This window comes from Pseudomonas sp. IT-232MI5, assembly GCF_949767845.1.
In the GTDB taxonomy this organism is placed as follows: Bacteria; Pseudomonadota; Gammaproteobacteria; order Pseudomonadales; family Pseudomonadaceae; genus Aquipseudomonas.
The window spans coordinates 331,565-345,199 of the sequence record NZ_CATKQE010000059.1 but is presented as its reverse complement, the minus strand read 5'-3'; the positions used below and the strand labels follow the sequence as shown (position 1 = coordinate 345,199).

Genomic DNA, 13,635 nt, shown 5'->3' with positions numbered 1-13,635 from the left:
CGATGGAGTGATTAGGGGATAAAACCGGGAAAAGCGCACCTGTCAGATCTGACAGGTGTGTGCGGATTTCTGACGGGCGGTAGCAAGATCGCAATCTTTCAAACAACGTTTATTACTTCATCGTTCTTACAAAGCAACGGACAAATGAATGCTCATTTGTCCGTTGTGCTTTCCAGTGATGTGTTCAATCAGGTCCGCAGCAGAACGCCGATACACCCCACTCTGCCGTTGTCATTTGACCCATAAACAACCCCGTCTCCCGGGCGTAGCAACCAGTGGGATCCCCATTGGTGTCTATCGGCTACCCAGTAGAAGTCATAGGAATATCCCCCCGGATCCCCTCCGTACACTGAGCGCAAATTGTTGTAATCGCCAATGGCTGGAAATTGGCCTCCAGCGTTGTTCACAGTTGCTGACATGGTTCCCAGGTTATGGCGTCCGCCCCCGTAATTGGCGATATACCAGACGTTTTGAACAGAAACAGAATACGACGCCGTAGATCCTCGACTATCTGTAACGATCACGCGAGCACCGCCATTTCGTACACCAATCACTCTCCCTGTTGAAGCGTCGACCTGGAGATAGGCTGTATTGTCAGTGCTATAGCGATAGGGCGGTATGCCACCGCTGGCGCCTCGAGTTAGATAGGCTCCAGCGGGAGGATTGGTCACGGGTCTGTTGGTATGTCTGACCATGTATCCACTGAGATAAGCGGTGGATGTGTCAATGTACAACGGTGGTATTGGATCTCTTCTGAAATTTCGGGTATTGGATTGTTGGTTCGTCGACAGCGCTTTGACGTACACCGCATGTTCACCAGTATCAATCGCAAGACTGGTTGTCCAGGCACCGTTTTGGCCGGTAGGCACGATCTGTTTCCCACCTCCGTTGTCGTAAACCTGTACGTCATATAAGGGTGTGAACCTGCCCGTCAGAGTGACCGAACTGTCATAGGTTCTTCCTCCCTCCGCCAGTTCACCACCCGAGTGCCTGATTGAGGTCAGCGTTATTGCGTCGTGCGGCTTGATAGTAAAGTTATGAGCTGGGGACTCCAACTGATCACCATAAATCGCTCTGGCTTTGAGGGAGTATGTTGTACCCGTCAGATCAGTCAGAGTGATTGCGCCGGCGCCATCACCGTCGAGGGAAATAGGCAAGCCAATAGCATTGGTGCCATTGTAAAGCTGCACCGATTGATTCGGATCTGCTGAGACGGCCACTGCAATTTCGGTATCGTAGGTTGTTCCGTTATTGGCGACCGGCCCCAGTGAGTCATTGACTGCGGTAATACTGGGCCGGGTGGCGATACCAATGGTGAACGTTCTTGGCCGACTGATTGGCGGGTCGGCATCATACAAGGCCTCGACCGTTATGCTCTGCAAGCCTTCGAGCAAATTACCGGTAATCAATTCCCAGGTCCCGGGAGCGATGACATCGACTATGTCTTGTGGGGCGCTGTTGATCATGACACGGACTTTTTCCCCCCGAGTGGCGGTACCCTGAATTTTCACGCGTTTATCGTAGGTCACGGTCGCTTCTGGAATCTCCTTGTCTTGTGGATCTTTCACACTGGTGATGATCGGTGTTACGTAGTCGTAGCGTGTGCGTATCGTCAAAGGCAGGTTCGGAAATTCGACTGCTGCGTCCTCACTGCCATTGAATATCACCGAGCATGTCACGGTGGCTGGAGAGCTGTGGAGCAACTTCAGTAAATCGGACCTGAGCAACGGTTCATTAAGCCCGGTGATGGCTTGTTGCTTGCTGATTTTATGTGTTTTGAGCACTTCGATGATGTGGACGCCGGTACTGGCACGACCTACAACATTGAGATCCACGACTTGCCCTTCGGCAATGAAGGGCCACGGTTTGACCAGAATACTGGCGTCGCCGCTGAACTCCATCAGATCCAGAACGGCATTGACGGCTTGCGGAACTTCGGGCGCAGGCAAGTCTTTTTCCGGATCCTGAAAACCCAGAATATTCAGCGGCAATTCCTCTGATTGCGTCCATAACTTATGGCGCTGCACAGCGTATTTGACCGATACAGTGCTCAGGATGTTGGCACCCACCACAGAGGCGGGCAGGTGGAAGGTAACAGTACCGTCAGCTTCGGCGGGTTTTTCGAGGTCCTCCGATGTTCCGGAGCCGGGCGTACCTGTCCATAACAGACGTAACTGATCCAGCTTCTCATCCATGGTGTCGTAGCTGCATTCGACATCGACACCGTTGAGCGCATCCATCGGATCGAGGGTGTTGTCGGAGGCCTGGATGACCACAGGCGGAAGCAGTCGACCCAGCGGTACCCCGACGATTACCCGAAACGGTGCAGAATAACTGTATTTCCCGGTGGCGGCGTGCAGCAGGGTGTAAATCACGGTGACCGGAAAGCCGATGTTGGTCGTGACGTATTGCGCATCCACCCGAAAACGTGCGGTCTTGTCGATAGACAACTCAGTGATGGGTATGCTGCCTTTGGTTGAGCCATCAAAGGTGGAACCAATCCAGTGATAAGTCAGCGTGTCGCCCTTCATCCAATTGACCGGTTTGACCAGCACATGCGCCTGGGTATAAACCAGTGTCGGGTCGATCACGCCATCTTTGGCTTCTTCTACATCGGGGGCCGGCAGTGTGGCGGGGAGTGCGCGTACTTCGACCCGCAAAAAGTCAGACTCGCTGAGTCCATAATCGGCAGGATCGTCGTTGTACACCCGGTAATAGAGTTTGAGGCTGCCGTTGTTCAACGCGAGGATGTGCTCTTGCAACACAGTGATGTAAGTACGCTTTGCCTCCTGATCGTTACTGCTGACGTCATACAGTTCCTCATACACATAGGCACTGCCGTCTGATTTCGTGCCTTCCCAGATCATGTTGATCGTGTCACCGGTTTTAAGGCTCGGGTAGGCAATCAATACGGTCGCTGCTTTGCTGTCCCCAGGCAAAATGGCACCGATCACCTCTTCAATGATAGGCGCCGGCAACAGCGCCGGGTTGCCGATTACCTTGACGAAGGTGCGTTTGGAATAGAGCTTCGAGCCATCGCTTTTTTTGTGCAGTACATAGGAGCCATCAAGCGTTCCGGTGGCGAAGAGACTGACAAATGCGAAAGGGATCGGGAACTCAAGAATATAAGGCAGATTGCCGACAGTGACTTCCTCGGTCAGTGTGCGAGGCGCGGTTCCGGTGCTCCCGACACCAGCGACATTGATCACGATCGTGTCGCCCGTGGTGAACTCTTTATTGGTTTCGAGCCGGATCAGCAGGTTGGTCGCCTGATGGTCCAGTCGATCGAGATGGAGTTCACCTTCATCGGCATCTTCGAAAATGGCCGGGTCCAATCGAACAGCGCCGCCATCTACCTGAACCGTAGTCTCCTTCGACCATTTCTCGCACCAGTTCCAGACCTCATCATGGATTTCGTACCTGATCGGCAACGAATTGCTATCGCCAGCGGTCAGGATGTCGCCGGGCGACGCGGTGATGACAATTTCTTGAGTGCCGTCGGCCTCGGCTTCTGTAACTACGTGCGGGGTCAGAAGAACACTGCCCCAGCGCACCCAGATGACATCGCGCACCGTCATCTCTCGATAGTGCTTGATGGTCATGGGCACACCCTTGCTCGACCACTCTTTGCTGACACCATTGTCGATGACATCCTGTGGCAACCCGACCAGATCGAGGTGTGAGTGCCAGGGAAAATGCTGCTCCTCATCCTCGCCGGCGGGCAAATTCAATTTGACCAACAGCGTCAATACGGCGGAGGGATTGTCAGGGAGTGGTTCGCCTGAACGGGTCACCTGGCAATAACACTCGGAGTAACCGGGGGCAATTTCAGTGGTCGGGAGAAAGAAGAACAATCTTTCATTGACATCTTCGAGCTTGATTTTCAGTTCGTGGATGACGTTGTCGTTCCAGAAAATCTCGATTTCATCGCCAGCCCCCATCCCGGGGTATGGGTCGATAACACTGAAGATGCCAGCCTCGTAGTTTTCGAACGTTGCCAGGTTGATACCGCCGTCGCCATTCACAACCGGTTGAGTCATGTCAGCGATGTACAGCGGATAGATTTGCAACGGTGTGACGGATAAATCTCTGCGTGGGGGAAGCCGAAAAAGTCTGAAAGAAGTCATGAGCAATACCGCCTGAAAGGGAAAAACGGGTGATTCCCTTTTAGCCCCAGTCATCGTTCATTAACTACTGTCAGATCTGACAGGGGGAAGTGGTTTTCAGACGGACGGTCAGGTGCGGGGTGATTCTGTTTATTGGGCGCCCGTCTGAGCACTGTTCGCTTTTGAGCGCAATCTGGCAGGGTCAAAAGGCGTACGGAATACTCACCTTCGCCCACAACATTTCCCCCTCCGGCCGGTTCTCCACATCAAATTCCTTGGCCCAGCGAATCTCCGCACTGGCGTACTTGAGAAACGTGAAGTGCAGCGCCGGGCCAATCGCGAACACCTTGCCGCGCACGCCGTCATCGACGTCCTGCCCGGCGAACTGCACGGTGTGGCCGAACTGTTTGTCGTCGGTGGTCTGCTTGAGGAAGTAGCCGTTGACGCCGAGCATCAAGTCGTCGGTGATCTTGTAGCTGGCCGAGTAATCGAAGTGGAAGATCTGCCCGGACTTGTAGTCAGTGTCTTTGTTCTTCTCGTTGAAGCTGTAGGTGGTCTTCATCGAGACTTCGGTGCGTTCAGTCGGCAGCCAGGTGAACGAGAACAGCGGCTTGTAGGTGTAGAAATTGTTGCTGGTGTTGGCCAGTCGATCGACGCTGTATTCGCCGGTGGGCACGGTGATCTCCACGGCGGCGCCGAGGGTCAGGTTCTTGCCCATGTCCCACAGAATGATCGGCGCGATAGTGGTATCGCCCATGCCCTCGCGGGTGTCGCTCAAACCGAACACCGAGACTTCCTGCTTCAACCACGGCTGGGCGATGTAACCGGCCAGGCGTCCGCCGAATATCCGCACCGGGCTTAGATAATCGAGGCGCGGAATCACTGCAGTGGATTCGATTTCGACATTCGGCACCTTGCCGCCGAACGAGCTGATATTGAGCTTTCGCGATTTGTAATGGTTGTAGTAGAGGTTGAACGCGACCATGTTCTCCGGAAGGCTGTCGACTTCCAGCGGCAGCATGAAAAAGCCGTCGGTGCCGGTGCCGATGTTGTCGACCCCGGCTTCGGTGGCAAGGGCGGGCAACGTCAGGGTGCAACCCGCGATGAAAAGGGCGAGCGGCAAGATGGATGTTGCACGGTTCTGGCTCATGACTGTCCTCATTATTATTGTGATTGGGACCTGGTACCGGTCGCTCGCAGCGCCGGTACGCTAGAAATAAGCGTTTGGCGTACGATGGGGCAGGGTTTTGGCGGACACCGAGGGGGGCATCTGCGGACAGTCCGTAAACCTTGTGCTAACTTCCATCGACACAACCGGTTACAAAAATAACAATCAAGCGTGATCCGGAATGTCAGCCCCCATGAACGTAAAAGTCCAAGACCCGACCTTCGAACTGGCGCTGGTCTCGCCGTTCCTCCTGCAAACCCTCGCCGAAGTCGTGCAGAACAGGGGCATCGATTCCCAGAGCCTGTGCCGTGGGCTGGGTTTTACCCTTGAAGACCTGCAGGATCCGGCGCAGCGGATTTCCTATCGCCAAGCCGTGGCGATGATTCAGCGCGCACTTAAAGTGCTGCCTAATCAGGGCTTGGGCCTGTGGGTCGGGGCGCAGAACGTACTCGGCACCTTGGGCCTGCTCGGGCACGTGTTGTCGCTGTGCAAGACCTTGCGTGATGCCTTTGCTCTGGGCATTCGGCATCAGCACACGTCGGGCGGGATCGTAGTGTCCAGCGTCGATGTGGTCGGCGGCCAGGTGCATCTCGATGCGGAATGCCGCTTGCCGTTCGCTGATGTGCAGGTGTTCGCAGTCGAGGAGTTTTTCGCCAGTCTGCTGGTATACGGTCGCGCGCTGGCAGGGGCTGAGTTCAAGGCGATTGCCGTGGAGTTCGTGCACGCCGCGCCGGATTATCTGAGCGAATACCACCGCCTGCTGGGGCCGGATGTGCGCTTCGGTTGCCTGCACAATCGCATGCTGATCGATGGGCAATGGCTGGATGTGAATCTGCCCAATCATCATTCGCTGGCGTTGCGTCAGGCGGTGGCATTGCTGGAGCTGGAAGCGGCGCAGGTGCATCAGAAGCTTGATCTGATTCAGGCTGTGGAACGGGCGATTGCGCGGGATCTGAGTAGTGGCAGTCACATTGAAAAGATTGCTGGTGATTTGAATATGAGCAGCCGCACCTTGCGCCGGCGGTTGACTGAGCATGCGCTGACGTTCGAGGCGTTGCTGGAGCAGGTGCGGCAGGCGCGGACCCTGAGTTTGCTGGCCAATCCTGATATGCCGATCGAGAGGATTACCGAAGAGGTGGGCTACAGCGATGTGCGCAGTTTTCGCCGAGCGTTCAAGCGTTGGACGGGGCTGAGCCCTAGCGCCTGGCGTAATGACGCCAACCCTCACCCCAGCCCTCTCCCGGAGGGAGAGGGAGCCGACCGAGGTGTCTTGCGAGTTACATCGACCTGAAAGATCTGTGTCGATTATGGATTCACCGATGCGCGCTCATTTCGGTGTCTCACCTCGATCATTCCCTCACCCCAGCCCTCTCCCAGAGGGAGAGGGGGCCGACCGAGGTGTCTTGCGAGTTACATCGACCTGAAGTATCGCGTCGATTATGGATTCACCGATGCACGCTCATTTCGGTGTCTCACCTCGATCATTCCCTCACCCCAGACCTCTCCCGGAGGGAGAGGGCGCCGACCGAGGTCTTGCGAGTTACATCGACCTGAAGGATCGCGTCGATCATGGATTGACAGGTGCACGCTCATTTCGCTGTCTCACCTCGATCATTCCCTCACTCCAGCCCTCTCCCGGAGGGAGAGGGGGCCGACCGTAGTGTCTTGAGTCATGCATCGACCTGAAAGATCTTGTGTCGATTATGGATTCACCGATGTACGTTCAAGTCGGTGTAGATCTTTAATATCCCCGAATCAGTTCCCTCTCCCTCTGGGAGAGGGCTAGGGTGAGGGGCTTTTGACTTGCGTCCAAACCCCCACAAACCTTCCGGTCACAGGTAAACTCCCGCGCACTTTCCCAAGGAGTTCACATGAGTTACTACCAGCCGGGCATTCTCGCCACCCCAGTTCCTGCGCAAGCACGTCATCTGTTTTTCGCCCTTGAGTCGGTGGAAGCGCTGCCGCAGGCGATCGACAACCTGATCAATCAGGTAGACGGCCAGTCGGCGGTGGTCGGTTTCGGCGAATCCCTGGCCAAGGCCCTCAACGTGCAGATCGACGGCCTGCGCAGCTTCCCGGCCATGACTGGCGTTGGCGTCGAAAACCCGTCGACCCAGCACGCTCTGTGGGTGTGGCTGCACGGCGTCGACCGTGGTGAACTGCTCAACCGCTGCAACGCCCTCGAGGCCGAACTGGCCCCGGCCCTGCGTCTGGTCGAGATGCAGGAAGCCTTCCGCCACAAGGACGGCCACGACCTCACCGGTTACGAAGACGGCACCGAAAACCCGCACGACGAAGCGGCCATCGCCGCCGCCCTGCAAAGCGCAGGCGCTGACGGTATGGTCGGTGGCAGCTTCGCCGCGATCCAGCAGTGGCAGCACGACCTCAAGGGTTTCCACAAACTGTCCGCCGACGACAAAGACAACATCATGGGCCGTCGCCTCAGCGACAACGAAGAGATCGACGACGCCCCGGTCTCCGCCCACGTCAAACGCACCGCGCAGGAAAGCTTCGCCCCGGAAGCGTTCGTCGTGCGTCGTTCGATGCCGTGGATCGAAGGTGATCGCGCCGGCCTGATGTTCCTTGCTTTTGGCTTCTCGCTGGATGCCTTCGAAGCGCAACTGCGCCGTATGAGTGGTCTGGAAGACGGCATCACCGATGGTCTGTATCGCATCAGCCGGCCGATCACTGGCGGCTACTACTGGTGCCCGCCGCTGAAGGACGGTCACCTCGATCTGCGCGCCTTGCGCATCGGCTAAAAGGAATGAACATGGACGTGGTGCGCTGGGGCATGATCGGTTGTGGCAGCGTCGCTGAACGCAAGAGCGGGCCGGCCTTCTACAAAGCGCCCGGTTCGGCGCTGGTGGCGGTGATGGGCCGACGCCTCGAAGCGGTGACCGACTACGCCGCGCGCCACGGCATCGCGCGGGTCTACACCGACGTCGATGCGCTGATCAACGATCCCGAGGTGGACGCGGTGTACATCGCCACGCCACCCGACAGCCACCACGCCTACAGCCTGAAAGTCGCCGCCGCCGGCAAACATTGCTGCGTGGAAAAACCGATGGCGCTGAATGCCGGACAAAGTCGCGAGATGCAGCAGGTGTTTGCCGAGGCCGGATTGCACTTGTTTGTGTCCTACTATCGCCGTTCGTTGCCGCGTTTTGCGCAGGTGCGGCAATGGTTGGCGGAGGGGCGCATCGGTGAGGTTCGGCACTTGAGCTGGACGCTGACCAAGGCACCTTCGCCGGTGGATCTGGACGGTCGCGACAATTGGCGCACGGATCCGGCGGTGGCCGGTGGCGGTTACTTTGCCGATCTGGCCAGTCATGGCTTTGACCTGTTCCAGTATCTGCTTGGCGACATCGTCGAGGTCGCCGGATTCACCGCGCGTCAGGCCGGGTTGTACGCGGCAGAGGATGCGGTCAGCGCCAGTTGGCGGTTCGCCTCCGGGGCGCTGGGCATGGGTTGCTGGAGCTTTGTTGCGGATCGGCGTGAGGATCGGGTCGAGATCATCGGCAGCCTCGGGCGGATCGGTTTTTCGGTGTTTGATGAGCATTCTGTGCAGCTGCATGCGGATGAAGTCGTCAGCCTGGACATCCCTCATCACGAAAACATCCAGTGGCATCACGTATTGGGCATGAATGCGCATATTCGTGGTGATTCACAACACCCTGCAGTCGCCGAACAAGCGCTCAAGACCGACTGGGTCATGGACCAGATCCTCAAACGTTAAGATCAATAGATCGCAGCTTTCGGCAGCTCCTACATGAAACCGCGATCCCCTGTAGGAGCTGCCGAAAGCTGCGATCTTTTGATTTTCAACACCGAATCTAAGGTTATGCCCAAACAATATTTCTAACCTTGTCATAACAACTCTAAGATCACGTCATAACTCGTTATGACAAGTGATCCCGCGATGACCGATAACGTTCTCTCTCTTAGCCCGCTCTCCTTATCAAGTGTCCCGCTGCACACCCAACTGCGCGACGTTCTCCGTGCGCGCATTCTCGACGGCGAATACCCGCAAGACAGCCAGATGCCCTCCGAAAGCGAACTCGGCGCGCTGTTCAAAGTCAGCCGCATCACCGTGCGCCAGGCGCTTGGCGATCTGCAAAAGGAAGGGCTGATCTTCAAGATCCACGGCAAAGGCACCTTCGTCGCCAAGCCGAAAACCTTTCAGAACGTCAGCAGCCTGCAAGGCCTCGCCGAGTCGATGACCGGGCGTGGCTACGAGGTGATCAACCGCCTGCGCAGCTTCAAATTCATCCCGGCTGACAAGCGCGTCGCCGAACGTTTACAAGTTGCCGAAGGCGAGATCGTCACGCAAATCAAACGCGTGCGCCTGATCAACCGTGAGCCGATTTCGCTGGAAATCACCTACCTGCCCAAAGCCGTCGGCGAGCGCCTGGAGAAGGCCGATCTGGTCACCCGCGACATCTTCCTGATTCTCGAAAACGACTGCGGCATTGCCCTCGGCCACGCCGATCTGGCCATCGACGCGGTGCTGGCCGACAGCGACCTGACCCAGGCGCTGAACGTCGAGGCCGGCTCGCCGATCATGCGCATCGAACGTTTGACCCACGACGCGCAAGGTCAGCCGCTGGACTTCGAACACCTTTATTACCGTGGCGATGCGTTTCAGTACCGCCTGCGGATCGACCGGCAAAAAGGGGAGCAGGCATGACCCGCAACGTGCTCGAACAGGAATACGACATCGTCGTCATCGGCGGCGGCACCGCAGGGCCGATGGCCGCGATCAAAGCCAAGGAAAAGAACCGCGACCTGCGCGTGTTGCTGGTCGACAAGGCCAACGTCAAACGCAGCGGCGCGATCAGCATGGGCATGGACGGCCTGAACAACGCGATCATCCCCGGCCACTCGACACCGGAGCAGTACACCAAGGAAATCACCATCGCCAACGACGGCATCGTCAATCAGGCGGCGGTGTACGCCTATGCAACGCACAGCTTCGAAACCATCGAACAACTCGACCGCTGGGGCGTGAAGTTCGAGAAGGATGAAACCGGCGATTACGCGGTGAAAAAAGTCCACCACATGGGCGCCTACGTGCTGCCGATGCCGGAAGGGCACGACATCAAAAAAGTCCTCTATCGCCAATTGAAACGTGCGCGGGTGAGCATCACCAATCGTCTCGTTTGCACGCGGTTGCTGACCGACGCGGAGGGCACCGTCAACGGTGTGATGGGCTTCGACTGCCGCACTGCCGACTTCCATGTGATCAAGGCCAAAGCGGTGATCCTCGCCTGTGGCGCGGCCGGGCGCCTCGGCCTGCCGTCGTCGGGCTACCTGATGGGCACCTACGAAAACCCGACCAATGCTGGTGACGGCTACGCGATGGCCTATCACGCGGGTGCCGAACTGGCCAACCTCGAGTGCTTCCAGATCAACCCGTTGATCAAGGATTACAACGGCCCGGCCTGCGCCTACGTCACCGGCCCGCTGGGTGGCTACACCGCCAACAACAAGGGCGAACGCTTCATCGAGTGCGACTACTGGAGCGGGCAGATGATGTGGGAGTTCCATCAGGAACTGGAGAGCGGCAACGGCCCGGTATTCCTCAAACTCGATCACCTGGCGGAAGAAACCATCCAGAACATCGAGGAAATCCTGCACAGCAACGAGCGCCCGAGCCGTGGCCAGTTCCACGCCAATCGTGGCACCGACTACCGCACGCAAATGGTCGAAATGCACATCTCCGAAATCGGCTTTTGCAGCGGCCACTCGGCGTCTGGGGTGTGGGTCAACGAGCGTGCCGAGACCTCGGTGAAAGGGTTGTACTCGGCGGGTGACATGGCCGCTGTGCCGCACAACTATATGCTCGGCGCGTTCACGTATGGCTGGTTCGCTGGGCACAACGCCGCCGACTTTGTCGCCGGGCGCGAGTTTTCCGCGCTGGATGCCGCGCAAATCGAAAAGGAAAAGGCTCGGGTCTACGCACCGCTGGATCGTGAAAACGGTCTGCCGCCAGCGCAGGTCGAGTACAAGCTGCGGCGCTTCGTTAACGATTACCTGCAACCGCCGAAAGTGACCAAAAAGATGCAGATTGGCCTGCAGCGCTTCAGCGACATTGAACGCGATCTCGAGCAGATGAAGGCCAACAACGCCCACGAACTGATGCGCGCGATGGAAACCAGCGTGATCCGCGACTGCGCGGAAATGGCCGCGCGCGCCTCGTTGTTCCGCGCCGAAAGCCGCTGGGGCCTGTACCACTATCGCGTCGATCACCCGCAACGCAACGACAGCGAATGGTTCTGTCATTGCCACCTGAAGAAGGGCGAGGACGGCCAGATGACCAGTTTCAAGAAAGCCGTCGAGCCTTACATCATCCCGCTCGATGCCGAGGAAATGCAGGCTTACGACCGTTTGCGGGTCGGCGCTTTCGCCGCTTGATACATCAATAACCAGAGAGCCCGAACCATGGCCTATCAAGCTCAGGAAATCTTCTTCCGCTCCAACGCCCCCGTCACCGTGGACGAGGACAAATGCATCGCCGAAAAGGGCTGCACCGTGTGCGTGGATGTCTGCCCGATGGACTTGCTGGCGATCAATCCGGCGACGCAAAAGGCCTACATGGCGTTCGATGAATGCTGGTACTGCATGCCGTGCGAGAAGGATTGCCCGACGGGTGCCGTCAAAGTCGACATCCCCTATCTCCTGCGTTGAAACCCGATCCCCTGTAGGAGTGAGCCTGCTCGCGATAGCGGTGTCTCAGTCAGCACATCAACATCTGGAAAACCGCTATCGCGAGCAGGCTCACTCCTACATTTGGAACTGTGACAACCCAAAGCCATCCGGAAACACCCGGACGCTGGATTCACCGAAAACCCCTCGTTTCCCACCGCGCCCTGATCGCGGCGGAGACGAACTCAAATAAATGATTCGAGGGGAAACACTCATGTTGCGTGCAGCAATCGCCGGTCTGGTACTGGCTTCGTTCACCGTGTCGGCCTCGGCCGAAACCATCCGCATCGCCATCGGCACCCAGGACACCACCATCAACTGCGCCGCTGGCGGGCTGTTGATTCGTGAACTCGGCCTGCTCGACAAATACCTGCCCCACGACGGCACCTACAAAGACGCCAAGTACGACGTTCAGTGGAAAAACTTCACCAGCGGCGCGCCACTGACCAACGAAATGGTTGCCGGCAAACTCGACTTCGGCGCCATGGCCGATTTCCCCGGTGCGTTCAACGGTGTTGCGTTCGAAACCGCCGGCAAGCACAGCCTGTTCATCAGCGTGCTCTCGGGCAGTATCAAGGGCAGCGGCAACGGCATCGTCGTGCCGAGCGCGTCGGGCGTGCAGGCGCTGAGCGAACTCAAGGGCAAGACGATTTCCGTGCCGTTCGCCTCCACCGCCCACGGCATGCTGCTGCGTGCCGTGGCGGCGCAGGGCTGGGATCCGCTCAAGGATGTGAACATCATCGCCCAGCCGCCGGAAGTCGCCGGCTCGGCGTTGCAGGCCGGCAAGATCGACGCTCACGCCGATTTCGTGCCGTTCGCCGAACTGTTCCCGAGCCGAGGCTTCGCACGCAAGATCTACGACGGCGCCCAGGCCAATGCGCCGACGTTCCATGGTGCGCTGGTGGATCAGGCTTACGCCAAAAAATATCCAGAGATTGTCGTCGCGTATCTGCGTGCGAGCATCGAGGCCAATCAATTGCTCGCCGCCGAGCCTGAGAAGTACAGCGAGCTGATCGCCAAAGTCACCGGGGTCGATGCCGAAGTGAATTACCTGTTCCACGGTCCGCTCGGCGTGCAGACCCGCGACCTGAGCTGGAAGCCGGAATATCGCCAGGCGGTCGGCACGGCTATCGATACGTTGAAGCTGCTGAAGAAGGCTGATCGCGGGCTCGATCTGAATACCTTCATTGACGATCAATACATTCGTGCGGCGTTCAAGGCGTCGGGTCTGGATTACACGGCGCAGTTGGCCAACTACGCGCAGACGCCGCTGAAGGCTACGGATGCCGCAACCGGTAACGCAATCACCGACTTCAGCCATGTTGCGGAAATCTGGGTGCGCGGTGAGGACAAAGTCCGCCGCTATGCCTCGGCCGAGTCTGCCTTCACTGCACTGGCGGCTTTGAAGCAGGAAGGCAAAAACGTCCGTGCGGTGTATGCGCAAGCCAGTGACAGCGGGATCAAGCTGCTCGCGGACCAGGCGTGGTTTGCCAGTGATTCGAAAGGGCGCCTGAGCGCGTTTTTGCTCAAGGGTCAGGCCCAGCAATATGCCTCGGCGCAGGGTGGCAAGGTCCTCGATTTCAGCGATGCCACTGCCCAGGCGGTTGCTGCCCGCTGACTCAAGATCAAGAGCCCCTCACCCTAGCCCTCTCCCGG

General features: G+C 57.9%; 9 protein-coding genes. 7 read left to right on the top strand and 2 right to left on the bottom strand.

All coding sequences use genetic code 11. The annotated features are described in order from the left end of the window. Nucleotides 1-188: 188 nt before the first annotated feature. Both ACM6JQ_RS26375 and ACM6JQ_RS26370 read right to left on the bottom strand, forming a co-directional pair. Complete coding sequence (locus tag ACM6JQ_RS26375; RefSeq protein WP_141232672.1) at nucleotides 189-4,127, bottom strand: Ig-like domain repeat protein; 3,939 nt, start codon at nucleotides 4,125-4,127, stop codon at nucleotides 189-191. Nucleotides 4,128-4,308: 181 nt separating this feature from the next. Then, nucleotides 4,309-5,256: a transporter gene (locus tag ACM6JQ_RS26370; protein ID WP_414894948.1), complete on the bottom strand. Its 948-nt coding sequence runs from the start codon at nucleotides 5,254-5,256 to the stop codon at nucleotides 4,309-4,311. A 211-nt stretch (nucleotides 5,257-5,467) separates the two neighbouring features. Between ACM6JQ_RS26370 and ACM6JQ_RS26365 the strand changes: the two genes are divergently transcribed. From ACM6JQ_RS26365 to ACM6JQ_RS26335, 7 genes are all read left to right on the top strand, one after another. Then, the gene (locus tag ACM6JQ_RS26365; protein ID WP_414894947.1) at nucleotides 5,468-6,565 is read left to right on the top strand and encodes an AraC family transcriptional regulator; all 1,098 of its coding nucleotides are present in this window, start codon (nucleotides 5,468-5,470) and stop codon (nucleotides 6,563-6,565) included. A gap of 580 nt (nucleotides 6,566-7,145) precedes the next feature. Then, a complete protein-coding gene (locus tag ACM6JQ_RS26360) occupies nucleotides 7,146-8,033 on the top strand; it encodes a Dyp-type peroxidase (RefSeq protein WP_414894946.1) in 888 nt (295 codons plus the stop codon). An 11-nt stretch (nucleotides 8,034-8,044) separates the two neighbouring features. Further along, nucleotides 8,045-9,010, top strand: coding sequence for a Gfo/Idh/MocA family protein (locus ACM6JQ_RS26355; RefSeq protein WP_095113409.1), 966 nt, complete (start codon nucleotides 8,045-8,047; stop codon nucleotides 9,008-9,010). A gap of 183 nt (nucleotides 9,011-9,193) precedes the next feature. Next, on the top strand, nucleotides 9,194-9,961 hold the full coding sequence (locus ACM6JQ_RS26350; RefSeq protein ID WP_007918183.1) for a GntR family transcriptional regulator: 768 nt from the start codon (nucleotides 9,194-9,196) through the stop codon (nucleotides 9,959-9,961). Next, a complete protein-coding gene (locus ACM6JQ_RS26345) occupies nucleotides 9,958-11,688 on the top strand; it encodes a fumarate reductase/succinate dehydrogenase flavoprotein subunit (protein ID WP_007918182.1) in 1,731 nt (576 codons plus the stop codon). Before ACM6JQ_RS26350 ends, ACM6JQ_RS26345 begins: the two co-directional genes overlap by 4 nt. Before the next feature lie 27 nt (nucleotides 11,689-11,715). Then, complete coding sequence (locus tag ACM6JQ_RS26340; RefSeq protein ID WP_003225615.1) at nucleotides 11,716-11,961, top strand: ferredoxin family protein; 246 nt, start codon at nucleotides 11,716-11,718, stop codon at nucleotides 11,959-11,961. Nucleotides 11,962-12,172: 211 nt separating this feature from the next. Then, nucleotides 12,173-13,597 carry an ABC transporter substrate-binding protein gene (locus tag ACM6JQ_RS26335; RefSeq protein WP_176472342.1) on the top strand — a complete coding sequence of 475 codons (1,425 nt, stop codon included), beginning with the start codon at nucleotides 12,173-12,175 and terminating at the stop codon, nucleotides 13,595-13,597. The last annotated feature ends 38 nt before the right edge of the window (nucleotides 13,598-13,635 follow it).

What these genes read in the sequence shown, in the direction of transcription:
- ACM6JQ_RS26340 (WP_003225615.1), top strand. Translation starts at nt 11,716, where the DNA reads ATGGCCTATCAAGCTCAGGAAATCTTCTTCCGCTCCAACGCCCCCGTC.
- ACM6JQ_RS26375 (WP_141232672.1), bottom strand. Translation starts at nt 4,127, where the DNA reads ATGACTTCTTTCAGACTTTTTCGGCTTCCCCCACGCAGAGATTTATCC.
- ACM6JQ_RS26335 (WP_176472342.1), top strand. Translation starts at nt 12,173, where the DNA reads ATGATTCGAGGGGAAACACTCATGTTGCGTGCAGCAATCGCCGGTCTG.
- ACM6JQ_RS26350 (WP_007918183.1), top strand. Translation starts at nt 9,194, where the DNA reads ATGACCGATAACGTTCTCTCTCTTAGCCCGCTCTCCTTATCAAGTGTC.
- ACM6JQ_RS26345 (WP_007918182.1), top strand. Translation starts at nt 9,958, where the DNA reads ATGACCCGCAACGTGCTCGAACAGGAATACGACATCGTCGTCATCGGC.
- ACM6JQ_RS26370 (WP_414894948.1), bottom strand. Translation starts at nt 5,256, where the DNA reads ATGAGCCAGAACCGTGCAACATCCATCTTGCCGCTCGCCCTTTTCATC.
- ACM6JQ_RS26365 (WP_414894947.1), top strand. Translation starts at nt 5,468, where the DNA reads ATGAACGTAAAAGTCCAAGACCCGACCTTCGAACTGGCGCTGGTCTCG.
- ACM6JQ_RS26355 (WP_095113409.1), top strand. Translation starts at nt 8,045, where the DNA reads ATGGACGTGGTGCGCTGGGGCATGATCGGTTGTGGCAGCGTCGCTGAA.
- ACM6JQ_RS26360 (WP_414894946.1), top strand. Translation starts at nt 7,146, where the DNA reads ATGAGTTACTACCAGCCGGGCATTCTCGCCACCCCAGTTCCTGCGCAA.